Source organism: Salsipaludibacter albus, from assembly GCF_019798055.1.
GTDB classification, from domain to species: domain Bacteria; phylum Actinomycetota; class Nitriliruptoria; order Nitriliruptorales; family Nitriliruptoraceae; genus Salsipaludibacter; species Salsipaludibacter albus.
The window spans coordinates 1-24,924 of record NZ_JAHOPH010000044.1 but is presented as its reverse complement, the minus strand read 5'-3'; the positions used below and the strand labels follow the sequence as shown (position 1 = coordinate 24,924).

At 70.4% G+C, this 24,924-nt stretch carries 23 protein-coding genes and 1 pseudogene; 8 read left to right on the top strand and 16 right to left on the bottom strand.

Going from position 1 to position 24,924, the window contains the following annotated elements:
* Nucleotides 1-99 precede the first annotated feature (99 nt).
* From KR546_RS17540 to KR546_RS17530, 3 genes are all read left to right on the top strand, one after another.
* Nucleotides 100-1,170: a sugar ABC transporter substrate-binding protein gene (locus tag KR546_RS17540; RefSeq protein WP_238446019.1), complete on the top strand. Its 1,071-nt coding sequence runs from the start codon at nt 100-102 to the stop codon at nt 1,168-1,170.
* Between the two features lie 123 nt (nt 1,171-1,293).
* Complete coding sequence (locus KR546_RS17535) at nt 1,294-2,100, top strand: SDR family NAD(P)-dependent oxidoreductase (protein WP_238446018.1); 807 nt, start codon at nt 1,294-1,296, stop codon at nt 2,098-2,100.
* Entirely contained in the window at nt 2,097-2,498 is a 402-nt protein-coding gene (locus KR546_RS17530; RefSeq protein WP_238446017.1) for a cupin domain-containing protein, read from the top strand. Before KR546_RS17535 ends, KR546_RS17530 begins: the two co-directional genes overlap by 4 nt.
* On the opposite strand, the gene KR546_RS17525 is transcribed toward KR546_RS17530, so the two are convergent.
* From KR546_RS17525 to KR546_RS19840, 6 genes are all read right to left on the bottom strand, one after another.
* Nucleotides 2,483-3,367, bottom strand: a complete 885-nt coding sequence (locus KR546_RS17525) for an NAD(P)-dependent oxidoreductase (RefSeq protein WP_338019191.1) — start codon at nt 3,365-3,367, stop codon at nt 2,483-2,485. The two genes, KR546_RS17530 and KR546_RS17525, sit on opposite strands and share 16 nt — an antisense overlap.
* A 35-nt stretch (nt 3,368-3,402) precedes the next feature.
* Nucleotides 3,403-4,437, bottom strand: a complete 1,035-nt coding sequence (locus KR546_RS17520) for a LacI family DNA-binding transcriptional regulator (RefSeq protein WP_238446015.1) — start codon at nt 4,435-4,437, stop codon at nt 3,403-3,405.
* 103 nt (nt 4,438-4,540) lie between these two features.
* Nucleotides 4,541-5,989: an NAD-dependent succinate-semialdehyde dehydrogenase gene (locus KR546_RS17515; RefSeq protein ID WP_238446014.1), complete on the bottom strand. Its 1,449-nt coding sequence runs from the start codon at nt 5,987-5,989 to the stop codon at nt 4,541-4,543.
* Nucleotides 5,986-6,963 carry an alpha-ketoacid dehydrogenase subunit beta gene (locus KR546_RS17510; protein WP_238446013.1) on the bottom strand — a complete coding sequence of 326 codons (978 nt, stop codon included), beginning with the start codon at nt 6,961-6,963 and terminating at the stop codon, nt 5,986-5,988. Before KR546_RS17510 ends, KR546_RS17515 begins: the two co-directional genes overlap by 4 nt.
* Entirely contained in the window at nt 6,951-7,973 is a 1,023-nt protein-coding gene (locus tag KR546_RS17505) for a thiamine pyrophosphate-dependent dehydrogenase E1 component subunit alpha (RefSeq protein WP_238446012.1), read from the bottom strand. The genes KR546_RS17510 and KR546_RS17505 overlap by 13 nt, the downstream gene beginning before the upstream one ends.
* A 10-nt stretch (nt 7,974-7,983) precedes the next feature.
* Nucleotides 7,984-9,246, bottom strand: coding sequence for a M24 family metallopeptidase (locus tag KR546_RS19840; protein WP_238446011.1), 1,263 nt, complete (start codon nt 9,244-9,246; stop codon nt 7,984-7,986).
* Nucleotides 9,247-9,478: 232 nt separating this feature from the next.
* On the opposite strand from KR546_RS19840, the gene KR546_RS17495 reads away from it, so the two are divergent.
* Entirely contained in the window at nt 9,479-10,078 is a 600-nt protein-coding gene (locus KR546_RS17495) for a GNAT family N-acetyltransferase (RefSeq protein ID WP_238446010.1), read from the top strand.
* 30 nt (nt 10,079-10,108) lie between these two features.
* On the opposite strand, the gene KR546_RS17490 is transcribed toward KR546_RS17495, so the two are convergent.
* The 6 genes from KR546_RS17490 to KR546_RS17465 all read right to left on the bottom strand — a co-directional run bounded on the left by KR546_RS17490 (nt 10,109) and on the right by KR546_RS17465 (nt 18,350).
* Nucleotides 10,109-12,493 carry a glycoside hydrolase family 3 N-terminal domain-containing protein gene (locus KR546_RS17490; RefSeq protein WP_238446009.1) on the bottom strand — a complete coding sequence of 795 codons (2,385 nt, stop codon included), beginning with the start codon at nt 12,491-12,493 and terminating at the stop codon, nt 10,109-10,111.
* Between the two features lie 3 nt (nt 12,494-12,496).
* On the bottom strand, nt 12,497-13,390 hold the full coding sequence (locus KR546_RS19835; RefSeq protein ID WP_238446008.1) for a carbohydrate ABC transporter permease: 894 nt from the start codon (nt 13,388-13,390) through the stop codon (nt 12,497-12,499).
* Entirely contained in the window at nt 13,383-14,336 is a 954-nt protein-coding gene (locus KR546_RS17480) for a carbohydrate ABC transporter permease (RefSeq protein WP_238446007.1), read from the bottom strand. The genes KR546_RS19835 and KR546_RS17480 overlap by 8 nt, the downstream gene beginning before the upstream one ends.
* 156 nt (nt 14,337-14,492) lie before the next feature.
* Entirely contained in the window at nt 14,493-15,887 is a 1,395-nt protein-coding gene (locus tag KR546_RS17475; RefSeq protein WP_238446006.1) for an extracellular solute-binding protein, read from the bottom strand.
* Entirely contained in the window at nt 15,884-16,942 is a 1,059-nt protein-coding gene (locus KR546_RS17470) for a LacI family DNA-binding transcriptional regulator (RefSeq protein ID WP_274388310.1), read from the bottom strand. Before KR546_RS17470 ends, KR546_RS17475 begins: the two co-directional genes overlap by 4 nt.
* A 349-nt stretch (nt 16,943-17,291) precedes the next feature.
* Nucleotides 17,292-18,350: a glutathione S-transferase family protein gene (locus KR546_RS17465; RefSeq protein WP_338019190.1), complete on the bottom strand. Its 1,059-nt coding sequence runs from the start codon at nt 18,348-18,350 to the stop codon at nt 17,292-17,294.
* Between the two features lie 99 nt (nt 18,351-18,449).
* On the opposite strand from KR546_RS17465, the pseudogene KR546_RS20015 reads away from it, so the two are divergent.
* Both KR546_RS20015 and KR546_RS20010 read left to right on the top strand, forming a co-directional pair.
* A pseudogene (locus KR546_RS20015) lies at nt 18,450-19,154 on the top strand (M20 metallopeptidase family protein); the annotation flags it as partial.
* Between the two features lie 124 nt (nt 19,155-19,278).
* The gene (locus KR546_RS20010; protein ID WP_476661767.1) at nt 19,279-19,641 is read left to right on the top strand and encodes a M20/M25/M40 family metallo-hydrolase; all 363 of its coding nucleotides are present in this window, start codon (nt 19,279-19,281) and stop codon (nt 19,639-19,641) included.
* Nucleotides 19,642-19,711: 70 nt separating this feature from the next.
* Here KR546_RS20010 and KR546_RS17455 read toward each other — a convergent pair whose 3' ends face one another.
* From KR546_RS17455 to pcaH, 4 genes are all read right to left on the bottom strand, one after another.
* Complete coding sequence (locus KR546_RS17455; protein ID WP_238446003.1) at nt 19,712-20,521, bottom strand: CoA-transferase subunit beta; 810 nt, start codon at nt 20,519-20,521, stop codon at nt 19,712-19,714.
* A complete protein-coding gene (locus KR546_RS17450) occupies nt 20,518-21,330 on the bottom strand; it encodes a CoA transferase subunit A (protein WP_238446002.1) in 813 nt (270 codons plus the stop codon). The genes KR546_RS17455 and KR546_RS17450 overlap by 4 nt, the downstream gene beginning before the upstream one ends.
* 72 nt (nt 21,331-21,402) lie before the next feature.
* On the bottom strand, nt 21,403-22,002 hold the full coding sequence (pcaG, locus tag KR546_RS17445; RefSeq protein ID WP_238446001.1) for a protocatechuate 3,4-dioxygenase subunit alpha: 600 nt from the start codon (nt 22,000-22,002) through the stop codon (nt 21,403-21,405).
* The gene (pcaH, locus tag KR546_RS17440) at nt 22,002-22,733 is read right to left on the bottom strand and encodes a protocatechuate 3,4-dioxygenase subunit beta (RefSeq protein WP_238446000.1); all 732 of its coding nucleotides are present in this window, start codon (nt 22,731-22,733) and stop codon (nt 22,002-22,004) included. Before pcaH ends, pcaG begins: the two co-directional genes overlap by 1 nt.
* A 64-nt stretch (nt 22,734-22,797) precedes the next feature.
* On the opposite strand from pcaH, the gene KR546_RS17435 reads away from it, so the two are divergent.
* Together KR546_RS17435 and pobA are read left to right on the top strand one after the other, a co-directional pair.
* Nucleotides 22,798-23,634 (top strand): IclR family transcriptional regulator domain-containing protein, encoded by an 837-nt coding sequence (locus KR546_RS17435; RefSeq protein WP_274388309.1) that lies wholly within the window; start codon nt 22,798-22,800, stop codon nt 23,632-23,634.
* Nucleotides 23,631-24,851 (top strand): 4-hydroxybenzoate 3-monooxygenase, encoded by a 1,221-nt coding sequence (gene pobA / locus KR546_RS17430; protein WP_238445998.1) that lies wholly within the window; start codon nt 23,631-23,633, stop codon nt 24,849-24,851. The genes KR546_RS17435 and pobA overlap by 4 nt, the downstream gene beginning before the upstream one ends.
* The last annotated feature ends 73 nt before the right edge of the window (nt 24,852-24,924 follow it).

Below are 24,924 nucleotides of genomic sequence, written 5' to 3'. Positions count from 1 at the left end.
GGTCCACCCCCACCGTCCACCCCGACGGCCCGAGCAACGACACGTGCCGGCAACGGCACGCCCACCACCCGAAGACCACGACACATGGAGCACACGAACATGAGGATCCGACACATCCGACTTGCCGGGCTCGTCCTGGCCGGAGCGCTGGCGCTCGCGGCCTGTGGCGGCGACGACGGCGACACGGCGGCCGACCCGACCTCGGGCGACACCGCCGCCGAGACCACGGCCGAGAGCACGGACGCCGGCTCGGAGGACGGTGGCACCGCGGCGGCCGGTGAGGGCGACTACGAGGTGTACGCGCTGCTGCCCCAGGGCAACGACCAACCCTACGGCACGACCTACCTGCCACCCTTCGAGGAGGCGGCCGCCGAACTGGGCATGAACCTGACGATCACGAACTCGCAGTACGACGCCGACAAGCAGGCCAGTGAGTGTGAGGTGGCCGTCGCTGCCCAGCCCGACCTGATCATCCTGTGGCCGGCGGTGGCCGACACCGTGCGGCCCTGCCTCACCGCCGCGAACCAGGCCGGGATCCCCGTGACGGTGACGAACTCCGACGTCCTCCAGGAGGACCAGGAACTCACCGAGGCGTACTCGGGGCCGGACACCTACGGCCAGGGCGCCGCGTCGGCCGAACTGTTCTGCGAGCAAGCCGGTGGCGAGGAGGTCGGGATCATCATGGTCAACGGCCTCACCGGGAACACCACGGCCATCGACCGCGAAGCCGGCTTCGAGGAGACGATCAACGAGCAGTGCCCGAACGTCGAGATCCTCGCCCGCCAGCCGGGCGACTGGAACAAGGACACGTCGCAGATCGCCGCCTCCGAGATGATCACGTCGGTCGGCCCGGAGAACATCGACGGCGTGTACGCCGCCGACGACACGATGGTCGCCGGTGCCATCGACGCCCTCAAGGCCCGCGACATCGATCCTGCGGACCTGATCATCACCTCGATCGGCAACACCGAGCTGGGCAACCCGCTGGTCGTGTCCGGTGAGCTGGACGGGACCATCTTCCAGTCCTCCTCCTGGGACGGCGAGAACGCCGCGGTGATCGGCCACCAGGTGCTCACGGAGGGCCCCGAGGAGCGGATCGTCGAGTTCATGCCCAACGTGCCCGTGACCGCGGACAACGCGGACGACCCCGAGGTCGCGCCCGAGTGGTGAACAGCCCGGGTTGAACGGCATCGGCCCGGGCGGCTCAGCCGCCCGGGCCCCAACGGCCACGATGGCCGGTCACGACCGAGACCAACGACGCTGGACGACCAGCACAGGAAGGCAGGAACACGCATGGATCCCACACGACTCGACGGCAAGGTCGCCCTGATCACCGGCGCCGCCCAGGGCATGGGCGCGGCGGTCGCCAGGGACTGGGCGGCACAGGGCGCCAAGGTCTGCCTCGGTGACATCAACACCGACGGCGTCGCCGAAGTGGCCCGGGAGATCCGGGACGCCGGCGGCGAGGCGACCCACGTCAGCCTCGACGTGACCAGCGAGGAGGACGCGCAGGCTGCGGTCGACCACACGGTGGAGACCTTCGGCGAGATCAACGTCCTCCTCAACAACGCGGGTGTCAACAAGCCGAAGTGGTTCCTCGACGTCACCAGGGACAACTACGACTTCATCATGGGCGTCAACGCGTGGGGCAAGCTCAACGTCATGCAGGCGGTCGCCCGGCAGATGGCGAAGCAGGGTCCACGCGAGGACTACCCGTACAAGATCATCAACGTCGGGTCGATCCTGTCACGCGACACCTTCGACGACGTCATCGTGTACGGCATGAGCCAGCACGCCGTCCTCGGACTGATCAAGGGCGGCGCGAAGGGCCTGTGGGAGCACAAGATCACCGTGAACGGCTATGCACCCGGGGTCGTGCGCACCGAGATGTGGGAGCAACTGGACAAAGAACTGGTCGAGATGGGCAAGTTCGACGAAGCGGGCGAGTCGATGGACGACATCGCCGAGAACATGATCCTGATGAAGCGCTACTCCTACCCCGATGACATCGTGGGCACCGCGTCGTTCCTCGCCAGCGCCGACAGCGACTACATGACCGGCCAGCTGATCCAGATCGACGGTGGGATGGTGATCCATTGACCGCCGCGGACCGCTACCGCGTGCGGGCCCTCGACGTGGACCCCGACGGGTCACTCACCGCCGACGAGGGGTGGGTCGACATGGAGGTGCGGTGGCTGGTGACCGACGAGACGGTCGGTTCGACGGCCACCGTGGTCGGGCGCACGATGCTGCGCCCCGGCTCCAGGCACGACATCCACCGCCACGTCAACGCCGAGGAGTGGGAGTACGTGGTCCAGGGCCACGCCATCAAGCACATCGGTGACGAGCAGGTCAGGCTGACGGCCGGTGACGTGGTGTTCGTCCCTGCCGGCGTGTTCCACGGACTCGAGAACGGCTCGGAGACCGAGCCACTGGTGACTGTCTGGGGCTACAGCGGTGCCGCGTCGCTGGACGAGGCGGGCTACGAACTCCCCTGATCCTGGACTCGCCGCCGCAGGTGGACGGCGACGTCGGCCATGTCGTGGTCTCCCAGTCCGTCATCGACGACCCGGGTCATCAACGCGAGGTTCGCCTCCGCCTGCTCGACCGGCACGCCCAGCTCGGTGGCCAGTTCCGTGATGAGGCGGAGGTCTTTCTGCGCCAGCGTCGTGGCGAACGCGGGCGCCGTGCCCTCCGGGTCCAGGAAGGCGTCCCGCCGGTAGCCGACCATCGGGGCAGCGATCGCGCTGTCCTCGAACACGTCGTAGATCCGGCCCCGCTCGATCCCGGCTTCCTCGGCCAGCACCAACGACTCGGACAGTGCGTTGCCGAGCGCGTAGATGACGTTGTTGACCGCGAGCTTGGCCACCGACCCGGCGCCGGTCGCACCGAGGTGGTGGACCGAGGACGCCATCGACCGCAGCACGGGTTCGACCACCGCGAAGGCCTCCTCGGACGCGCCCACCATGGCCGTCAGGCTCGCCGACTCGGCCGCGCCCGTGCTGCCGGACACGGGTGCGTCGACCAGCACCCCACCCGCCGCCACGACCATGGACTCGAGGTCGGCGATCCCGGCGGGTCCGGTGGTGCCCATGTCGACGACCACGGCACCGGCACCGAGGCCAGCCAGCACCCCGTCGGGTCCGGCGAACACGGCGCGCACGACCTCCTCGTTGGCAAGCATCGTGATCACCACGGATGCACCGTCGGCTGCCGCCCGCGGGCTGTCGGCGACGGTCGCGCCCACCCGCGCGGCGAACTGTTCGGCGACGCTGGTCGTGCGGTTGTGCACGACGAGGTCATGGCCGGCGGCCGCGACGTTGGCGGCCATGGGTGCCCCCATGCGGCCCAGGCCCAGGAAGGCCACGGTGCCCGCGGGGCGATGGGGCCGAGCGTCGCCCGTCACCTCGACGGCGGGGCGGTGGACTCGCGCACGACCAGGCGCGGCGGCAGCGTCACCGTGTGTGGCGTCACGTCGGGCTCGTCCAGGATCCCGATGACCGTGTCCGCCGCCAGTCGACCCAGCTCGTAGGCCGGCAGGTGGACGGTCGTCAGCGGTGGGGCCAGGTAGGCCGTGAGCGGACTGTCGTTGTAACCGATGATCGAGATGTCGTCCGGGCAGACGAGCCCGGCCTGCCTGGCCGCGTCGACCGCTCCCACGGCCATCGCGTCGTTGTGCACGAACACCGCGGTGGGCAGCTGGTCAGCGTGTTCGTCCAGCAGCAGCTCCATCAGCCGGCGGCCTTCGTCGACCGTCGGGAGCACGGTCGTGTCGGAGATCTCGAGGACCTCGAGCCCGGCGGCATCCGCCGCCTCCCAGAAGCCGCGTCGGCGATGACGGAACGACGAGATGTCGTCGGGTCCGACCAGTGAGGCCAGGCGCTGGTGGCCGAGTTCGACGAGGTGTTCTGCGGCGAGTCGCCCACCGAGCACGTCGTCATGGGCCACGGTGGCCACGTCCAGGCGCGGAAGGGCACGCACGGCCAGGACCAGCGGAACCTGCGCGGCGACCTCGCGCAGGGTCGACAGGTCCCCGGTCCGACCGGCCGTGGCGATGATCGCGTCCACTCGCCGGTCGACGAGCGCCTCGCAGACCCGGGCCAGCCGGTCCGGGGAGTCCCGAGACTCTGCCATCAGCGGCATCACCCAACGACCACTCAGCGCGTTCTCGATCCCCCGCAGCACCGGGCTGATGAACGAGTTGCCCAGGTCGGCCACGACCACGCCGATGACGTTCGTGCGACCGCGGCGCAGGCTGCTGGCGACGCGGTCCGGGCGGTAGCGCAGCTCGTCGGCGACTCGCTGGACGAGTTCGCGCGTCTCGGCGTTGACGAGGTTGCGTTTCTCGGGATTCAGCGACCGCGAGACCGTCGATTCGTGCACGCCCGCCGCCGCGGCGACGTCCTTGAGCGTCGCCTTGCGTTTCTGGCCCACCATCAGTCGTTCCTTCCCCACCGACCGGTGGCCTTGGCTCACGGCCACCCGGCGGCATTGTGGCACAGGCGATCGACCGACGGGCCCCACCGGCACGGCGACACCCTCACCAGTCGACCGCCACGTACTTCGTCTCGAGGAACTCCAACAGGCCGTCGTGGCCCCCCTCACGCCCCAGCCCGCTCTGCTTGACCCCGCCGAACGGGGCCGCGGGATCCGAGATCAGGCCCCGGTTCACCCCGACCATCCCGACGTCGAGCGCCTCGGCGACGCGCAGGGCCCGGCCGAGGTCCGCCGTGTAGACGTAGGCGGCCAACCCGAAGGGCGTGTCGTTGGCACGGGTCACGGCCTCGGCCTCGTCGTCGAAGGCGACCACCGGGGCCACCGGGCCGAAGATCTCGGTGGCGAGCAGCTCGTCCGAGGGGTCGAGGTCGGCCAGCACCGTGGGCTGGAAGAACCATCCGGGACGATCGGCGGGCCGCCCCCCGGTCAGGACACGGGCCCCTGCGGCGACACTCGCGTCGACCAGTCGCGCCACGTCCTGCTGCGCGGCGCGGTTGATCAGCGGGCCCACGTCGGCCGCCGGATCCTGCCCCGGCCCCAGGCGCAGTGCGGCCATGCGCCGGGCGAGCCGGGTCGAGAACTCGTCCGCGATGCGGCGCTCCACCAGGAACCGGTTCGCGGCGATGCAGGACTCCCCGCCGTTGCGCATCTTGGCGACCATGGCACCGTCGATCGCCTCGTCGAGGTCGGCGTCCGCGAACACCACGAACGGACCGTTGCCGCCGAGCTCCATGGAGCACGTGAGCACCTGGTCCGCGGCCGCGCGCAGGAGCAGCTGCCCGACGCGGGTCGAGCCGGTGAACGACAACTTGCGGACCCGGGGGTCGTGGATCATCGCGTCGACGGTCTCTGCCGACCGGGTGGTCACCAGCACGTTGACCACCCCGGCCGGCGCGCCGGCCTCGGTCATCAGGCCGGCCAACGCCAGGGCCGTCAGGGGCGTCTCGGCCGCCGGCTTGAGCACGACCGTGCAACCCGCGGCCAGGGCAGGGCCGATCTTGCGCGTGGCCATCGCGGCCGGGAAGTTCCAGGGCGTCACCAGCAGCGACACCCCGACGGGCTGCAGGAGCGACAGGATGCGCCTGGTGCCGTCCGGCGCCGTCACGATGCCCCCATGGGTGCGCACGGCCTCCTCGGAGAACCAGCGGAAGAACTCGGCGGCATAGTCGACCTCACCGAGCGCGTCGGCCCGCGACTTGCCGTTCTCGAGCACGATCAGGTCGGCGAGCTCGTCGCGGTGGTCCTGCATGAGCGCGAAGGTGCGACGCAGCACCTCGCCACGTTCCCGCGGCGCGGTCGCCGCCCACGCGGCCGCCGCGGCGTCGGCTGCCGCCACGGCAGCCAGGCCGTCCTCCACCGACCCGTCGGCCACGGTGGCGATGACGTCGGTGGTGGCCGGGTCGACCACCTCGAAGGTCGCGCCGTCGGTGGCCGGCCGCCACGCGCCACCGATGAAGCTGTCGGTGCCGACGTCCAGGGGAAGTGCCGTCACGAGACCGCCTTGACGCACCCGTCGACGATCCGCTGGACCGACGGGAGCACCTCGTCCTCGAGGGCGTCCGCACTCGGCAGCGGGATGTGCGGGGTCGTGACCCGGGTGAGGGGACCGTCGAGGTGCCAGAAGGCCTCCTCGGCGACGAGCGAGACGACCTCGGATCCCCATCCACACAGACGCGGGTTCTCCTCGACGGTGACCAGCCGGCTGGTCTTGACGACCGACTCGATGATCGTGGTCGCGTCGAGGGGGACCAGGGACCGCAGGTCGATCACCTCGGCGGAGATGCCCTGTTCGGCCAGTTCGTCGGCGGCCTGCTCGGCACGACGGACCATCGAGGCGAGCGCGACGATCGTCACGTCGGTGCCGCTGCGCACGATCTTGGCCGTGCCCAGCTCCTCGACGATCTCGCCCTCCTCGACGTGGCCCTTCGTCGGGTACAGCGACTTCTGCTCGAAGAAGAGCACCGGGTCGTCGTCACGCACCGCGGCCGCGAACAGGCCGATCAGGTCGTGGGGGTTGGACGGCGCCACCACCTTCAGGCCGGGGACGGCCATCGCCCAGTTCTCCACTGCCTGGGAGTGTTGCGCACCGAAGCGCAGGCCCCCGCCGTTGGCCGTGCGGATCACCAGGGGCAGCGTGACCTGTCCGTCCGTCATGTAGCGGGTCTTGGCCATCTCCACGGCGACGAGGTCCCAGCACGTCGCCAGGAAGTCCGAGAACATGATCTCGGCGATCGGGCGCAACCCGGTCATCGCGGCCCCCATCGCCGCACCGAGGATCGCCTCTTCCGAGATCGGCGTGTCGCGGACGCGCACCGGTCCGAACTCGTCGAGCAGGCCCTTGGTCGCCTTGAACACCCCCCCGGCGTCGCCGACGTCCTCGCCGATCAGGTAGACGCTGTCGTCACGCCGCATCTCCTGGGCGATGGCGCGCTTGACCGCGTCGCGGTACGTGATCAGTTCCGCCATGACCAGCCTCCATCAGCCCAGACGTTGGTGTATGCCGCCTCGAGATCCGGCAGCGGGGCCGCCTTGGCCGCCTCGCTGGCCGCGTCGATGTCGGCGTCGGCCTCGTCCTCGATCGCGACGAGCTCGGCCTCGTCCATGCCCAGCGCGAGCAGGCGATCGCGGTAGCCCAGCGGGTCGCGGGCCTTCCAGGCCTCGACCTCCTCCTCCGGGCGGTAGGTGCCGGGGTCGGCCCGGGAGTGACCGCCGTGTCGGTAGGTCTTGGCCTCGATCATCGAGGGCCCCCCGCCCGACCGGGCACGCCCGATCGCCCGGGACGCGACGTCGTAGACCGCGTCGGGGTCGTTGCCGTCCACGATGATCGACTCGAGCCCGTACGCCGAGGCACGGTCCGCGGCCGGATGCTCGACGGCCGTGACACTGTCGATCGGCGTGTACTCCATCCACAGGTTGTTCTCGCAGACGAAGACGATCGGCAGTTCCCAGACCTTCGCGAAGTTCAGCGCCTCGTGGAACGCGCCGATGTTGGTCGCGCCGTCACCGAAGAACGCGACCGTCACCTGGCCGGTGCCCCGCTCACTGGCCGACCACGCCGCGCCGTTGGCGATCACCAGGTGCGCGCCGATGATCGCGTAGGAGCCCATGACGCCGTGCTCGACACTGGTCAGGTGCATCGAGCCGCCCTTGCCCCCGCACACGCCGCTCTGGCGCCCGAGCAGCTCCCCCATCACGGCATCCATGGGAACACCCCGCGCGAGCGTGTGGGCGTGGCCGCGGTACGTGCAGAACGTGTAGTCGTCCTCACGCATGGCGGTGGCGACGCCGGCGGCGATCGCCTCCATCCCCAGCGACAGGTGCGACGTGCCCTTCACCAGGCCGTCCATGAACAGCCGGTACGCGCGTTCCTCGAAGCGACGCAGGCGCACGACCTGGCGGTACAGCTCGAGCCTGGTCTTGTCCTCGATGTCCAGCAGCTCGTCGCTGACTGGCTCGGGAAACCGTGCCTGGACCATCGTGTCCTCCTCAGTACGCGTTGGTGACCACGAGGTCCTCGGCGGGGAACAGCGTGAGCAGTTCCGCGCCGTCGGAGGTCACGACGACCTCCTCCTCGATGCGTGCGGCGGAGCGGCCGTCGGATGCGGGCCAGAACGTCTCCAGCGCGAAGACCATCCCCTCCCGGATCTCGACGGGGTTCTCCAGGGAGTTGAGCTTCGAGATCACCGGTCGTTCGTGCAGCCCCAGGCCCAGCCCGTGTCCGAACTGCAGTCCGAAGGCCTCCATCTCCGACGAGAAGCCGAACTCGGTGGCATCGGGCCACAGTCGCGCGATCTGGTCGGTCCCCACGCCGGGCTTGACCATCTCGATCGCCGCATCGATCAGCTCACGCGTCTTGCTGTAGGCATCGCGGTGTGCCTGGGTCGCCCGACCGACGGCGAACGTGCGGTAGTAACAGGTCCGGTAGCCGTTGAAGGCGTGGATGATGTCGAAGTAGGCCTGGTCACCGGGCCGGATCAGCCGGTCGGAGAACACGTGCGGATGCGGACTGCACCGCTCGCCGGCGATGGCGTTGATCGCCTCGACCTGGTCCGAGCCCATCTCGTAGAGCCGCTTGGTGGCCATCGCGACGATGTCGCTCTCGCGGATGCCCGGCTTGAGTGCCTCGTAGATGTCGTGGTAGACGCCGTCCACCATGGCCGCCGCCTGCGACAGCAGCAGGATCTCGTCGACGTTCTTGATCTCGCGAGCGTCCAGCATGACCTGCTGGCCGTCGCGGACGTCGAGCCCCTCGGCCTCCAACGCCCGCAGGAACGGCAGTTCCGTGACGTCCACGCCGACCGGCATGTCCGCCACGCCCTCGTCGCGCAGGACGGCGGCGATCTCGCCGGCAGCGGCGGTCGGCAGCCCGCTGTCCGGGTGGATCGCCCCCTGCAGGCCGGTGTTGCCGCCCCGCGACTGGTCGGGGTCCAGCCACGGCGAGTACAACCGGTGGTTCGTGGCCGCCGACCCGAAGTCCCAGATCCACGGCTCACCGGTCCTCGTGAGCAGGGCCCACCGCTCGGTCTTGTTGTAGCCCCACGTCCCGATGTGGGTGCTGGACAGGTACCGCACGTTGGACGACTCGAACACCAGCAGCGCACCGAGGTCGCTGTCCTCCAGGGCAGCGCGGGCTCGTGACAGGCGATGGGCGCGGAGGCGATCGTGGTCGACCCGTTCCTCCCAGTCCACGGTGGTGATGCCCGGTGCCGGGACGGACGTCTGGGCGAACTCCGGCTGTGCCGCGGTCACGATCGGGCTCCTGTCCACCGTTCCGACCTCCCGTCAAACCGAGCCGCAAGGAGGCTGCAATCGATTGCGATGTCTTGCAAACTAGCGATGGAGCCCGAGGGTGTCAACCGCTCGGGGCCTGCCGGTGGGACCCTGACGACCTCGGTCCGGTCGTGTGGGGCGGGGCCGGATCACCTATCGTCGGGCGGCATCCACACCTCACGACTCGGGACGATGCAGGGGGTCGATCGCCATGCCACGCCTGGGACCGGACCCGACCAGCACCAACGACCACCAGTTCACGACCGATCGCCTGCACGTCGACCTCCCCCGCGCCGAGGACGCGGCACCACTGCACGGGCTCCTGGCGGGCGACCTGCGCGAGGAGATCACCGCGACGCTCATCTGGGACGGACCGGAGGACCTCGCCGAGGTCGAGGGGTGGGTCGAGCAGTGTCGGACCGCGACGTGGGAGGACTGGGGGTTCCACTGGGTGATTCGTGACCGCGACGGGTCGATCGCCGGTCAGCCCGGCCAGGTGCTCGGCGCCATGGGGACGCGGCCGCGCGACGCACCCGGCAGGGCCGACGTCGGGTACTGGCTGGGCCGGCCGTACTGGGGACGAGGTCTCATGACCGAGGGCCTGTCCGGCCTGCTCGCGTACTGCTTCACGTCGCTGGACGCCCACAAGATGGAGGCCGACGTGTTCACGCACAACGTCCGCGGGCGCCGCCTGGTCGAGCGGGTCGGGATGACGCAGGAGGGCGTCATCCGCCACGCACACCACAAGCGGGGCGAGTGGATCGACCAGGTCGTGTACGGGCTGCTGGTCGACGAGTGGACGGATGGCTGAACAGCTCGTGCTGGCCGGGCGGCGTCTCCGTCAGGCCGGGGCGATGGTGACGTCGGTGGCCAGGGGGCGGGTCGCCGACACGAAGTCGTCGCCGGCGATGGTGATCCGCCGCACGACCGCCACGTCCACGGCCGAGGTGCCCAGCAGCAGCTCGATCTCCCCCGGCTCCAGCACGTAGTCCAGGTCGGGACCGCTGAAGCCGAGCGCCTCGACCGGGAGGTGGAAGCCGACCCGACGACGTTCACCCGGATCCAGCGTCACCCGGGCGAACCCCTGCAGCTCGAGCACGGGACGGGAGATCGTCGCGACGGGGTCGCGCGAGTAGAGCTGGACCACCTCGTCGGCTCGGCGGTCACCGACGTTGGTGACGACCGCGGCGACCTCGACGACCTCGCCGGGCGACAGCACGGGCACCCGCTCCACGGGGTCGACGGGCGCCGGCTCCACCTCGAAGGAGCTGTAGGTCAGCCCGTGGCCGAACGGGTACAGCGGCTCGTTCGAACAGTCGACGTACGCGCCCTTCCAGTGGGACCGCCCGCCGGAGACCTTGTGGCCGTAGTAGATCGGCACCTGCCCGGCGGTCCGGGGGTAGCTGACCGGGAGGCGTCCTCCCGGGCTGTGCTGCCCGACCAGCGCCTCGGCGATGGCCACGCCCCCACGCTCCCCCGGCAGCCACGCGTGGAGCACGGCCGCCGCGGTCTCGTGGACGACCGGCGACCCCACGGGCCGTCCGCCGACGATCACCAGGACCACCGGCGTCCCGGTCTCGGCCACGGCCAGGACCAGCTCCTCCTGGACACCGGGCAGGTCCAGCGAGGTCACGTCACGACTCTCCCCACTGGTGCAGTCCTCGGTGAGACCGGACTTCTCGCCCATCACCAGCACGGCGACGTCGGCCGCGGCGGCGGCGACCACGGCTTCGGCGATCCCCGACCGGTCGTCACCGGTCACGTCGCAGCCGCGCACGTGGGTCACCTCCACGCCCTCGAGCTGGTCGCGCAGACCGGCGAGGACGGACGTCACGTGTCCGAGGTCGACGGTGTCGCCGACCGCCACGCCGTCCTCGATCGGCAGCGCGAGGACGTTCTCGCCACTGTCCATCAGGTCCACCAGCGACTCGACGTGGGCCACGTAGCTGTAGTCCCCGAGCAGCGCGCGTGCGTCGTCGGCGTTCGGGCCGATGACCGCCACGCAACCACGCGAGGCCAGGGGCAGCACGCCGTCGTTGCGCAACAGCACCAGGCTGTCGCGCGCGATCTCGGTGGACAGGTCACGCTGCTCGGTCGTGCGCGTGTGGACCTCGACGCGGTCGGGGTCCACGAACGGGTCGTCGAACAGCCCGAGGGCGAACTTCGAGCGCAGGACCCGTGCCACGGACCGGTCGACCAGGTCGAGATCGACCGACCCGTTCGACAGCGCCTCCCGCAGGGGCTTGCCGTAGCAGTCCGTGTTCGGCAGTTCGACGTCGATCCCGGCACGCAGGGCGGTGGCTGCCGCGCCGGCCTGGTCGCCGGCCACCCGGTGGTAGCCACGCAACTGGTCGACGGCGAAGTAGTCCGCGACGACCGTGCCGTCGAACCCCCAGTCCCCCCGCAGCAGGTGGTCGAGCAGCCACTCGTTCGCACCGCACGGCACGCCGTCGAGCTCATTGTAGGCATTCATGACCGACGCCAGCCCGCCCTCGCGGACCGCATGCTCGAACGGCCGCAGGTGGACGTCGTGCAGTTCCCGGGGGCCGATGTGCGGCGGGGCCCAGTTCATGCCGCCCTCCGAGGCGCCGTAGCCCACGAAGTGCTTGGCAGTGGCGACGACGCCCTCGGCCAGGTCCTCGCCCTGGAGTCCCTCGACGAAGGCCAGGCCCATGCGGCTGACGAGGTAGGGGTCCTCGCCGTAGGTCTCCTCCAGCCGTCCCCAGCGCGGGTCCCGACAGACGTCGAGGACCGGCGACAGGCCGTGGTGGGCTCCCACGCCACGCATCTGCTGGCGGATCGCCTCGGCGACGGCGTGGTTGTGCTCGGGGCGGAAGGTCGCCGCGACCCCGATCGCCTGGGGAAAGATCGTGGCGTCGCGGGCCATGAAACCCGAGCAGATCTCCTCGTGGACGATGGCGGGCACGCCCAGCCGGGTGCGGTCCCGCAGGTGTCGCTGCACGTCGTTGGCCAGGTCGGCGGACTCCCGCGCGGTGAGGCTGCTGGCCCCGCTGATGCGCGTGACGTGGCCGATGCCGTGGTGGAGGTGCTCCTCGGCACGCTCCGGCACCAGCCCCTCGGCGTCGGCGAGTTGGAACACCCACGCACTGCCGAGTTGGCCCAGCTTCTCGTCGATCGTCATGCGGGCCAACAGGTCAGCCACCCGCTCGTCGACCGGGAGACCGGGATCGGCGAAGGGGGCGTCGGCGAAGTCAGCGAAGCTCACGGGTCACTCCTTCACGGCTCCCGAGGTGAGTCCACTGATGATCTGGCGCTCCGCGACGGCGTAGAAGAGCAGGGCAGGCAGCATGGACAACGTGGTGTAGGCCAGCACGGTCGCGTAGTCGGTCGCGAACTGGGTGGAGATGTTGTTCACCCCGATCGGCAACGTGTGCTGGCTCGGCTCGATCAACACCAGCAGGGGCAGCAGGAAGGCGTTCCAGCTCCCCACGATGGACAGGATGGCGATGGTGGACAGTACTGGACGTGACAGGGGCAGCACGACGGAGAAGTAGAACCGCCACGGACCACAGCCGTCGATCATGGCGGCGTCGTGCAACTCGTTGGGGATGGCCCGGAAGAAGGGTCGCATGACGATGATGGCGACCGGGAGGCCGAACGCGGCCTGCGGCAGGGCGACGCCGAGCGGGTTCGACAGCAGCCCGACCTGCCGCAGGACGACGAACAGGGGCAGGATCGCCACGGCGACCGGGAACAGCAGCCCGAGCGTGAACAGCCCGTAGATCGGCTCGCGACCCCGGAACCGGAACCGGGCGATGGCGAAGGCCGCCAACGACGACAGTGGCAGGACCACCGCGGTCGTGATCACCGCGATGAGCGTGCTGTTGAAGACCTGCTGCCAGAAGCTGCTGGTCTGGAGCAGGCGCAGGTAGTTGTCGACGATCCACGGGTCGGGCAGCCCCACCGGGGCGGCGACGAGTTGCTGGTTGGAACGGAAGCCACCCAGGATGGCGAACGACAGGGGGACCACGATGACGAGGCCGACGAAGATCGCCACGGCGTAGAGCAGGAACTTCAGGAGTCGCCGACGGCGGGCTGGCGTGAGCCACCCGTCCGGCTCCGCGGTGGTGGGCTGGTCGAGGGTCGTGGAGGACTCAGGCACCGGCGCCCACCCCCTCGACGTCCTGTCGCAGGACCAGCCGTTGGTAGAACAGTGCGACCACCAGGCACAGGATGAAGATGATGATGGACACCGCGCTGGCGTAGCCGAACAGGCTCCGCCGGAACTGGTCGTACAGGAACGTCGCCATCGTCGACGACGCCCCGATGGGACCTCCCTTGGTCGTCACCCAGACGATGTCGAAGGTCTGGAGGGAGCCGATCACCGACAGGAAGGCCGACACCCGGATGGTCGGCCCGAGCAGCGGCAGGGTGACGTATCGGAACGACTCCCAGGCCGACGCCCCGTCGATCGAGGCAGCCTCGGTGAGGTCCTTGGGGATGCCCTGCAGGCCGGCCAGCATCAGCACCATGTGCAACCCGAAGTACTTCCACGAGATGATGAAGAACAGCGAGGCCAGGACGACGTCGGGATCCGACAGCCAGCCCTGGATCAGGCTCTCACCCCCCACGGCCTGCAGGCTCTGGTCCAGCAGTCCGTCGGGTCGCAGGATCTGGCGCCACACGACCCCGGTGACGACCTCCGACAACACGTAGGGGGCGAAGAACACGGTCCGGAGGAGCGCCCGCCCCTTGATCTTGCTGTTCAGCAGGAGCGCGAGGCCAAGCGCGAACGGCAACTGCACGACCAGGGAGGCCACGATCAGGAAGGTGACGTGTCCGACGGCGGCCCGGAACTCGCCGCTGGCCAGTGCCCGGGCGAAGTTGTCGAACCCGATGAAGGTGTCCAGCGGGCCGAAGCCGTTCCAGTCGAACAGGCTGTAGCGCATGCTCTGCACGATCGGGTAGAGCACGAACACGGCGTAGAGCACCAGCGCGGGCAACAGCAGCAGCGCGATCGTGTGCCAGCGCGGTCGACCGGGATGTCGTGAGTTCCCGGACCGGCGCCCGGATCCCCGGCCGGTTCGTGGCGTCGTCGTCGAGGCCATCAGCGAGCTCCCATCAGCGAGCCCACGAACGCGGGCTCCCGTCGGCGTCCTCGGACGTGCGGGCACCACGAGGTCGTCCTCGTGCTGCCCGCCGTCGAAGCGGTCGTCGTCATCGGGGGCCGAACCAGGACGGCCCCCGATGACGAGGCGGCTGGATCAGCCGCCGGCGACCTGGGTGATCGCCTGACCGGCCTCCTCGGGCGTCGTCTCCTGGGCGAAGAGCAACGCCGTCTGGTCGTTGATGGCTGCGCCGACCTCGGGCGAGAAGTACTGGTCGAGCGCGATCTGCAGGAAATCGGCACCGTTCAGCGCCTCGAGCACCTGCTGCATCTGCGGGTCCTCGATGACGTCGACGGCATCCGGGTTGACCGGGAGGCCACTGCTGGTTGCCCAGGTCTCCTGGTTCTCCTCGTTGGTGAGGAACTCCAGGAAGTCGACCGCCTCGTCGGGCGCGTCCTTGCCGACGACGAACCCGTCGACGCCGCCGAAGACCTCGCCGGGCGCACCGGCGCCACCCTCCAGCGTCGGGAACGGCGCCCACTTGAGCTCGAAGGGGAGGTCGTCGGTGGGCTCGACCCCAGCCTGGGTCTTGAACGCACCGGGCGCCCACTGGCCCATCAGGTCCATCGCGGCGTCACCGCGGGCCATCGTGCCGGACTCGCCGTCGGGGGCGTCCCAACCGGCACCGAGGAAGCCGTCCTGGAACGGTTCGAGTTCGACCAGGCGCAGGACCTCCTCGCCGGCCGTGATGACGTTGTCGGCGGTGAAGTCGCTGGTCTCGGCCAGCGCGTTCATGGCCTCCTCGCCACCGGCGCGGATCATCAGGTAGCCGTAGTAGAAGTGCGCGGGCCACTTGTCACCGGCGCCCACCGCGATCGGCGTGATGCCGGCGTCCTTGATGGTCTGGACCTGCTCGAGCAACCCTTCCCAGGTGTCCGCGGGGGCGTCGAGTCCTGCCTCGGTCCACAGGTCCTGGTTGTACCAGAACCCGAACACGCCGGCGTTGTAGGGGATGCCGTACTGGACGCCGTCGACCTGGTGGATGCCGGTCGTGGCGGGCGACAGCTGGTCGATCCATCCGCTGGACAGGTCCGTGATGTCACGCACCAGCCCGGCCTCGACCTGCTGGCGCAGGCTGCCGCCACCCCACGACTGGAACAGGTCCGGGACGTCACCGGACTGCAGGTTGGTCTGCAGCGCGGCCTTGAACGCCTCGTTCTCCATCGGGGTGATGTTGATGGTCACGTTGGGGTTCTCGGCCATGAACGCATCGGCCATCGCCTGCCAGTCGGCCAGCCCCGGGTCGTTGTTCTGGATGTGCCACCAGTCGATCTCGACCGGCTCACCGGACTCGGCGGCGGTCTCCTCGGCCCCTTCGGACGTCGCAGCGTCGGAGGTCGCAGCGTCGGTGGCCGCCTCGGTGCTGGTGTCCGAGCCGGCGTCGGAGCTGGTGTCGTCGGGGCTCGCGTCAGAGCCGCAGGACGCGACGGCCAGGGCGACGACGGCCGCCACGACCATCATGCGCAGTGTGCGGGTTTTCCTGTGCTTCATCGTTGTTCCGTTCGGTCGGGGTTTCCAGGTGGCGCCGTGGATCGTCGGAGCACCAGTTCGGTCGGCAGGGTGTGGTGGACCGGCTCCTCGGCTCCCGGTCCGTCACGGTCGATGAGCTCGAGCAGCATGGTGATGGCGGCTCGGCCGAGGGCATGCAGCGACTGGTCCACCGTGGTCAGCGGTGGGGTGGCCTGGGCGGCCTCGGGAATGTTGTCGAAACCGACGACGGACAGGTCGTCGGGGACCCGCAGGCCCAGTTCGTCGGCCGTGCGGACGAGGCTCAGCGCGGACCGGTCGTTGGCCGCGAAGATCGCGGTGGGACGGTCCGACAGGGCGAGCAACTGGCGCGCCGGCGCCACGGCCCCCGCCTCGGTGAAGTCACCGTGCTGGACCAGGGTGGGATCGAAGTCGATGCCCGCGTCCATGAGGGCGCGGCGATAGCCCGTCTCGCGTTGGCGCGAGGACTCCAGGTCCTGGCGTCCTCCGAGGAAGCCGATGCGGCGATGCCCGATCTCGACGAGGTGACGGGTCGCGGCCAGCGCCCCCTCGTGGTTCTCGGCGGACACCGTCGACAGGTGGGACGCCCCGACGTGCGGGTCCACCGCGACCAGCGGGCGATCGGTCGACACGTCCACCACCGTGGGTGCCACGAGCAGGGCGCCGTCCACGAGCGAGTCGCCCAGGCGGGCGAGCGACCGGCGCTCCCACCCCTCGGCGTGCTCGGACGCGGGGCAGAAGACGATCAGTTCGTGGCCCGAATCCTGCAGGGATTCGGAGACCGCCTTGAGGATCTCGGTCCCGAAGGGCTCGATCCGGGACATCAGCACGCCGATGACCCCGGTCCGCTGGCTTCGCATGCCCTGGGCCACCAGGCTGGACGCGTAGCCGAGCTCGTCGATGACCTTGCGCACCCGCTCGGTGGTCTCTCGTGAGACGCCGTACCGGTCGTTGACGACCCGCGAGACGGTCGCGACCGACACCCCTGCGCGCTCCGCCACGTCCCCGATCGTGACCCGATCGGTCCGGCCCGCATCAGCCTGCTGTGTCACCGACATCCTTGGTTCGTCGGACGTAAACGTTTTCGAAACCGTTTCCTACTCTGCCACGAAGGTGACTCGGATGCAAGGGAAACGACCAAATTCGTCAGGAACAGCGTCGAGGAAGGCCTTCGCGACCGATCCAGTCGGCTGGCAACGCCTCTTGCCCGGGTCCCCTCGAGGCCGACGGGCGTTCGCGACCGACATGTGCGGCCGGGAGCGCCCACGTGGACGGGGCCCGGGGCCGGCAGGACGTTCGCGACCGAACGATTCGGCCTTCAACGCCACTGCCAGTCCACCCCGACGCCAACGAGGCCTTCGCGACCGATCAAGTCGGCTGGCAACGCCCCGATGGAGCCTCGGGAGGTCAGGCGACCATGGACTCGACGCCGTCACGGAGCAGGGCCAGCGCGGGGTTGTGCTCGGCCGGGACGACCTCGTCGTCGCGCGGCGGGCCGGGCGGGGTGCCGTCGCCGAACGGTCGGCCACCCAGCTCCTCGCGGTGGTGCGGCGTCGCCCAATTCTGGAGGCTCGGACCGACCGGCACGATGCCGGACGGGTTCACGTCGCGGTGCACCTCGTAGTAGTGCGACTTGACGTGGTCGAAGTCGATCGTGTCGCCGAAGCCGGGGGTCTGGAACAGGTCGCGGGCGTAGGCCCACAGGACCGGCATCTCCGCCAGCTTCGAGCGGTTGCACTTGAAGTGGCCGTGGTAGACCGGGTCGAAGCGGGCCAGCGTGGTGAACAGCCGGACGTCGGCCTCGGTGATGGTGTCACCCACCAGGTACCGCTGGGACGACAGGCGCTCGGACAGCCAGTCGAGCCGGTCGAACAGGTCGTGGTACGCCCGCTCGTAGGAGGACTGCTGACCGGCAAACCCACACTTGTAGACCCCGTTGTTGACGTCCCTGTAGACCTTCTCGGCGACGGACTCGATCTCGTCGCGACGGTCCTCGGGGTACAGGTCCGGGGCGCCCTCGCGGTGGTGCGCCGTCCACTGGGTGCTCATGTCGACGGTGATCTGGCGGAAGTCGTTGGTCACGACCTGCCCGGTCGGGACGTCGACGATCGCGGGGACCGTGATCCCCTTGGGGTAGCCGGGGAAGGCGGCCTCGTAGGCGTCCTTGAGCCGGGGGATCCCCAGCACCGGGTCCACGCCGCCCGGGTCCAGGTCGAAGGTCCACGAGTCGGCGTCGTGGGTCGGACCGGCGACGGCCATCGACAGGGCGTCCTCCAGCCCGAGCAGTCGACGCACGATGATCGTGCGGTTGGCCCACGGGCATGCCCGCGACACGGCGAGCCGGTAGCGACCGGCCTCGACGGGCCAGTCTGCGTCGGGGTCGTCGAGGATCCGACGGGTGATGTACTCGGTGTCGCGCTCGTAGTCGTCCTCGACGTAGCTGCCCTGGGTGCTCTCGGCGTCCACGGTCTGCTCCAATGTCGTTGCTTCTGCAATCATATGGAGGATCGGCGCGCCTAGTGTGGTCGTCCGTCCGCACGGACCAGGACCGCGAGGAGCAACGTCGTGACCGACGACACCACGCTGGAGGACCTGCTGGTCGACTTGCGCCACGAACTCCACCGTCACCCCGAGCTCGGCCTGCACCTGCCCCGCACCCAGACGACCGTCCTGGACGCGTTGGCCGAGCTGGACCTGGAGGTCAGCACCGGCCGGTCCTCCACCTCCGTGACCGCCGTGCTGCGAGGTGGGTCGACGCCTGCGGAGGACCGCCGCACGGTGCTCCTGCGCGGGGACATGGATGCCCTGCCACTGGAGGAGGCCGTCGACGTGCCGTGGCGCTCGGAGGTCCCCGGCGTGATGCACGCCTGTGGTCACGACCTCCACACCGCCATGCTGGTCGGCGCGGCGCACCTGCTGGCCGCAACTCGCGACGAGCTGCCCGGCGACGTCGTCTTCATGTTCCAGCCCGGCGAGGAGGGCGACGACGGGGCGGCGGAGATGATCGCCGAGGGCGTGCTCGACGCGTCCGGGCGTCGCGCCGACGCGGCGTGGGCGATCCACGTCCTGTCCGGGCGGCTGCCGGCCGGCGTCGTGGCGAGTCGCCCGGGACCACTGCTGGCCGCCTGCAGCGACGTGTTCGTGACCGTCAGCGGCACCGGTGGCCACGGCTCCGCCCCGCACCTGGCCCGTGACCCGGTCCCGGCGACGGCCGCGATGGTCACCGGTCTGCATGCCCTGGTCGGCCGGATCACGTCACCGTTCGACCCGGTGGTCCTGACCATCGGGGAGCTGCACGCCGGGACCCGCCCCAACATCATCCCACCCCACCGCACGCTTCGGCGCCACCGTCCGCTGCTTCGACCCGGCCGTGATGGACACCATGGAGGAGGCCGTGACCGCGCACTGTCGGGGCGTGGCCGCGGCGCACGGGCTGGAGGTCGAGGTCGACTTCCAGCGGCTCTACCCGGTGACGACCAACGACCGCGACGCGGTCGAGATGGCGCGGTCGGTGGTCGACCGCCTGGCGCCGGGCCGCTGGCACGACCTCGCCGACCCGGTCACCGGCAGCGAGGATTTCTCCCGGGTGCTGCAGGCCGTGCCGGGTGCGATGCTCTTCCTGGGCGCCTGCCTGCCCGACCGGGACCCGACCACCGCACCGGACAACCACTCCCCCGACGCGGCCTACGACGATGGCGTGCTGCTGGACGGCGCCCACCTGCTCGCGGAACTGGCCACCACCTCCCTCGCCCCGTGACCGCACCCCGACGTCTCCGGAGGATGGCCGGAGTTGCGAGCGCAGCGAGGAACTCCAACCTGACCGAAGGTCAGGCGTGTGCCGCCTCGGTGCGGGCGTGCAGGTCGCGCAGCACCTGCAGCTCCTCGGCGGTCGGCGGGGGCGAGGTGGCGAGGTCGTCGGCGAATCGCACCGCCCAGCCGGTGGCCGCGGCGACCTGGTCGCGGGTCACACCCGGGTGCAGCGCGGTCACGACCAGCTCGTGGTCGTCGGGGTCGGGCTCGAGGATGGCCAGGTCGGTGACCACCAGGGCCGGCCCGGCGGTCATGACCCCCAGCGCCGCGCGCTCGGTGCCGGTGGGTCCGAAGCCCAGTGACGTCGTGAAGTCGACCTGCTCGACCATGGATCGGGTCGAGTGGGCCAGGGTCACGAACACCTTGCCGCACTGCGACGCGATCTCGGGCGCGCCGCCGGCTCCGGGGAGACGGACCTTCGGGTCGTCCCAGTCCCCGATCACCGTGGTGTTGATGTTGCCGTACCGGTCCAGCTGGGCCGCGCCCAGGAACCCGACGTCGACGTGGCCACCCTGGAGCCAGTACCGGAACATCTCCGGGACCGACACCGTGGTCACCGCCGTCTCGGACAGCTCGCCGTCACCGATCGACAGCGGCAGCACCTCGGGGCGGGTCCCCAGCGTCCCGGACTCGTAGATCAGGGTCAGGTCGGGGGCCCGGGTCAGCCGCGCGAGGTTGCACGCCGCCGACGGCGCCCCGATCCCGACGAAGCAGACGTCGTCCGGATCCAGCGCACGCGACGCGGCGATGGTCATCATCTCCGAGGTCGTCCAGTCGAGGCCGTCCCCACCCGACGTGTCGTCGCCATCGGCCTGCTGCGCGCTCATGCCGCCTCCATCACGTTGGCCTGCATCCAGTCGAGGAACCGGTCACGGTCCGACGAGATCTCGTCCCAGGCCTGGTAGAAGGCGTTGTCACGGTCGTAGTAGCCGTGGGTGTAGGACGGTGCGGCGCCACCCGGGGCGACGACGACGGCGTCGATGGCCCAGCCCGGGATCACGGTCGAGTTCGGGCTGGGGGCGGCCAGGTCGTCGACGACCTCCTCGACCGTCACGATCGACCGGTCCGACGCCAGCACGACCTCCTTCTGGATCCCGATGATCCCCTCGACCAGCACGTTGCCGTCCCGGTCGGCGCGCTGGGCATGCACGACCCCGACGTCGGGACGCAGCGCCGGCACGGCGGCCAGCTCCTCACCCGTGAACGGGCACGTGACCGTGGCGATGTCGGGGTTCACGTCGGGCAGCGACGTCCCCGTGTAGGCCCGCAGGACCGCCATGGGCAGCCCGGCGGCCCCCGCCTCCCAGGCGCTGGCCATCGCGGCATGGGCGTGCTCGACCAGTTCCACGGGACCGGGCCAGTCGTGCTCCACCGCGTCGCGGAACCGTCGCAGGGACCCCACGCCGGGGTTGCCGCCCCACGAGAACACCAGCTTCGACGCACACCCCATCCCGATCATCTGGTCGTGGACCAGGTCGGGGGTCATCCGCACGAGCGTGAGGTCGCGGCGGCCCTGGCGGATGATCTCGTGGCCGGCCGCGAACGGGATCAGGTGCGTGAAGCCCTCGAGCGCCACCGTGTCGCCGTCGTGCACGGCATCGGCGACGGCGTCGTGCAGGCTGGGGAAGGTCGCCATGCGGTCCTCGGCTCGGTGGTGCGGGAGGGTCAGGTCGGGGCGTCGAGTGTCGTGTCGAGTGTCCTTGGCGGGTCACACGTCCAGGAAGACCGTCTCGTCGGGGCCCTGCAGGTGGAGGTCGAGGACGAAGGTCGGCGGGTCGTCGCCGTCCTGGCGCGTGGCGACCAGCGTGGCCCGGCGTTCGGCCGGGACGGACTGCAGCACGCGATCGGCCTCGTTGGCCGGCTCGTCGTCGAGGTAGACCCGGGTGAACAGCGCGTCCAGCATGCCACGGGCCTGCACGACGAGGTTGAGATGGGGTGCCTGCATGCCCCCCGCCGGGTCGGCGACGGCACCGGGCCGGATCGTGTCGAAGGCCCACGCACCGGTCTCGAAGGCGGTCGGGCAGCGCCCGAACCCGGTGAAGCCACGGGCGTCACCGGTCGACGGCGGCGGGTCCCAGTCGTCCAGGGGATGCCGGTAGCGCCCGGAGGCGTCGGCCTGCCACAGCTCGACCAGGCCGTCCTCGACCGGGTCGCCGTTGCCGTCCAGGAGCCGGCCTTCGAGGCGGATCCGCTCCCCCGGGGTGTCGTCGTCGACCAGCACCTCGTCGCCCTCGCGACCCAGGGCCATCCCGAAGAACGGGCCGACGGTCTGCGACGGGGTCTGGCGCGTGCGACGTGGTCGTCCCATCAGTCGTCCTGTCGCTCGCCCGGCGTGGCGTGCTCCCCCGCGAGCACGATGTCGAAGCGCCACCCGGTGGCCCAGTTCTCGACCGACACGTCGTGGTCGTAGTGGGCCAGCATCCGGTGACGCGAGTGCGGCGGTGCCGAGCAGTAGATCGGGTCGAGCTCGAGCATCGGGTCCCCGGCGAAGTACAGCTGGGTCACGAGCCGACTCCCCAGCGCCGGCCCGAGCAGCGACAGGTGGACGTGGGCCGGGCGCCAGGCGTTGGGGTGGTTGCCCCACGGGTAGGGCCCGGGTCGGATGGTCAGGAACTCGTAGATCCCATCGGCGTCGGTGTGGCACTGGCCGACGCCAAGGAAGTTGGGGTCCAGTGGGGCGTCGTACTCGGTCTCGCGCCAGTGGGTGTAGCGCCCGGCGGCATTGGCCTGCCAGATCTCGACCAACGTGTCCGGGACGGGGGCGCCGTGGGCGTCCAGCACCCGACCGGTGACGACGATGCGCGCGCCGATGGCCCGACCCCCCGTGCCGGCGTTGGTCGTCAGGTCGGCGTCGTCGTCCTCCACGGCCGACCAGGCCGGTCCCGGACCGGTGCGCTCCGACAGGGTCCGCAGCACCGTCACCATGTCCCGTTCGGGCGAGCGCGCCATGGTCGACTTGTAGTCCGGGTACCGGAACGGGGGATGGTCGTCGTGGGCCCGGCGAACGTCGTCCCCGGACCCGACCCGATCGCTTGCCATCCCACCCTCCCGTCGTCTATGTTCGCACAGCGAACGACCGTTCGTTGAGCGAACACCAGCATAGATGCTCGCCGACCGACGTCAACAACGCGGAGAAGGGGGCCCGGTGGAATCGGTGCAGTCCTTCGCGCGCGGCCTCGCCGTGATCCGCAGCTTCGGCCAGCAGGCACCCCGCCAGAGCGTGTCGGAGGTCGCGACGGCCACCGGACTCAGCCGGGCGACCGCCCGTCGACTGCTCCACACCCTGGAGGGCGAGGGACTGGCCCGTCGTTCCGGCAACGACTTCGAGCTGACCGCCCGCGTGCTGGACCTGGGGTTCGCGTTCCTGTCCTCGTTGTCGGTCGCCCAGCTCGCCCAGCCGTTCCTCGACGAGCTCTCCGCGACGACCGGCGAGTCCACCTCGGTCGCCGTCCTCGACGACACCGAGGTCGTGTACGTCGCACGCGTGCAGGCCAACCGCCTGATGACCGTCGCGATCGGCCTCGGGACCCGCTTCTCGGCCTACCAGACCTCGCTCGGACGGGCCCAGCTGGCCTGGCTGCCGGACGACCGCGTGGCCCGGGTGTGGTCGGACAGCGATCGGCGCCGCACGACGCCCCGGACGATCGACACCCTGGACGACCTCCGCGCCAGCCTCGCCGAGGTCCGCGAACGCGGCTGGGCCCTGGTCGACCAGGAACTCGAGCTGGGCGTTCGCTCGGTCGCCGCGCCCATCCGCGACGGCTCCGACGACGTGGTCGCCGCGGTGAACGTGTCGACCCACGCGGCCCGCACCAGCCGCGAGGACGTGGACGAGCAGATCGTCCCGCCCCTGCTCCGGGCGGCCGAGGGCATCTCCCAGGCCATGGCGATGACCGGGCGGACCGGCCGGCAGCCGTCGGGTGTCGGGGCCGCATCATGAGGACCCGGGTCACGATCATCGGCGCCGGCCCCGCCGGGTCGCTGTTGGCACACCTGCTGCAGGGCGCGGGCATCGACTGCGTGCTGCTGGAGCGACGCAGCCGGGACTACGTGCTCGGTCGCATCCGCGCCGGCGTGCTCGAGGCCGGCACGGTGGGCGTGCTGCGCGACGCGGACCTGGCCGGCCGGATGGACCGGCCCCGGGAGGACGGCGGAGGCGACCCGCACGACGGTGTCGGACTGGCCCTCGACCACGGCCGGCTGCGCATCGACTTCGCCGACCTGGTCGACCGACGGGTGATGCTGTGGGGCCAGACCGAGGTGCAGCGCGACCTCTACGACGCCCTGGAGGTGGACGGGACCACCTTCCTCGATCGCGTCGACGAGGTGGACCTCCACGACCTGGACACCGACCGGCCACGGGTCACCTTCCTGCACGACGGCACCCGCCAGCAGATCACCAGTGACTGGGTGATCGGGTGTGACGGCTCGCACGGCGTCAGCAGTGGGCACGTCCCGGACCAGCGGGTCTTCGAGCATTCCTATCCCTTCGGATGGCTGGGAATCCTGTCCGAGACCCCGCCCGTCGACGACGAGTTGGTCTACGCCAGCCACGAGCGCGGATTCGCCCTGTGCTCGATGCGCCACGCGATGTTGAGCCGCTACTACGTCCAGTGCGAGGCCGACGACCGGGTCGACGATTGGTCCGACGACCGGTTCTGGACCGAGTTGGCCGACCGCCTCCCCGACGAGATCGCGGAGCGGCTGGTGACCGGCCCCTCGATCGAGAAGTCGATCACGCCGCTGCGCAGCTTCGTCGCCGAGCCGATGCGCCACGGCCGGCTGCTGCTGGCCGGGGACGCCGCCCACGTGGTGCCCCCGACCGGGGCCAAGGGACTCAACCTGGCCGTCTCGGACGTCGTCCTGGTCGCGGCGGCCTTGCGAGCGCACTACCACGAGGGCGACGACGACCCGGTCGACGCCTACTCCGACGTCGCGTTGTCGCGCGTGTGGAAGGCCGTCCGGTTCTCGTGGTGGCTGACCACCCTGACCCACCGGTTCCCCGACCGAAGCCCGTTCGACCGCCGCATCCAGGCCGCCGAGTTCGACCACCTCGCGTCGTCCCGCAACGCGCGGGCGACCTTCGCCGACAACTACACCGGGCTGCCGATCCCGCTGGACGACCTTCACGCCGGCCGACCCCGGGTGGCGGCATGACCCCCACGCCCACGCCACCCGGGGTCGGCCGGCGTGAAGGTCGTCCAGCGGGATCGGCAGCCCGGTGTAGTTG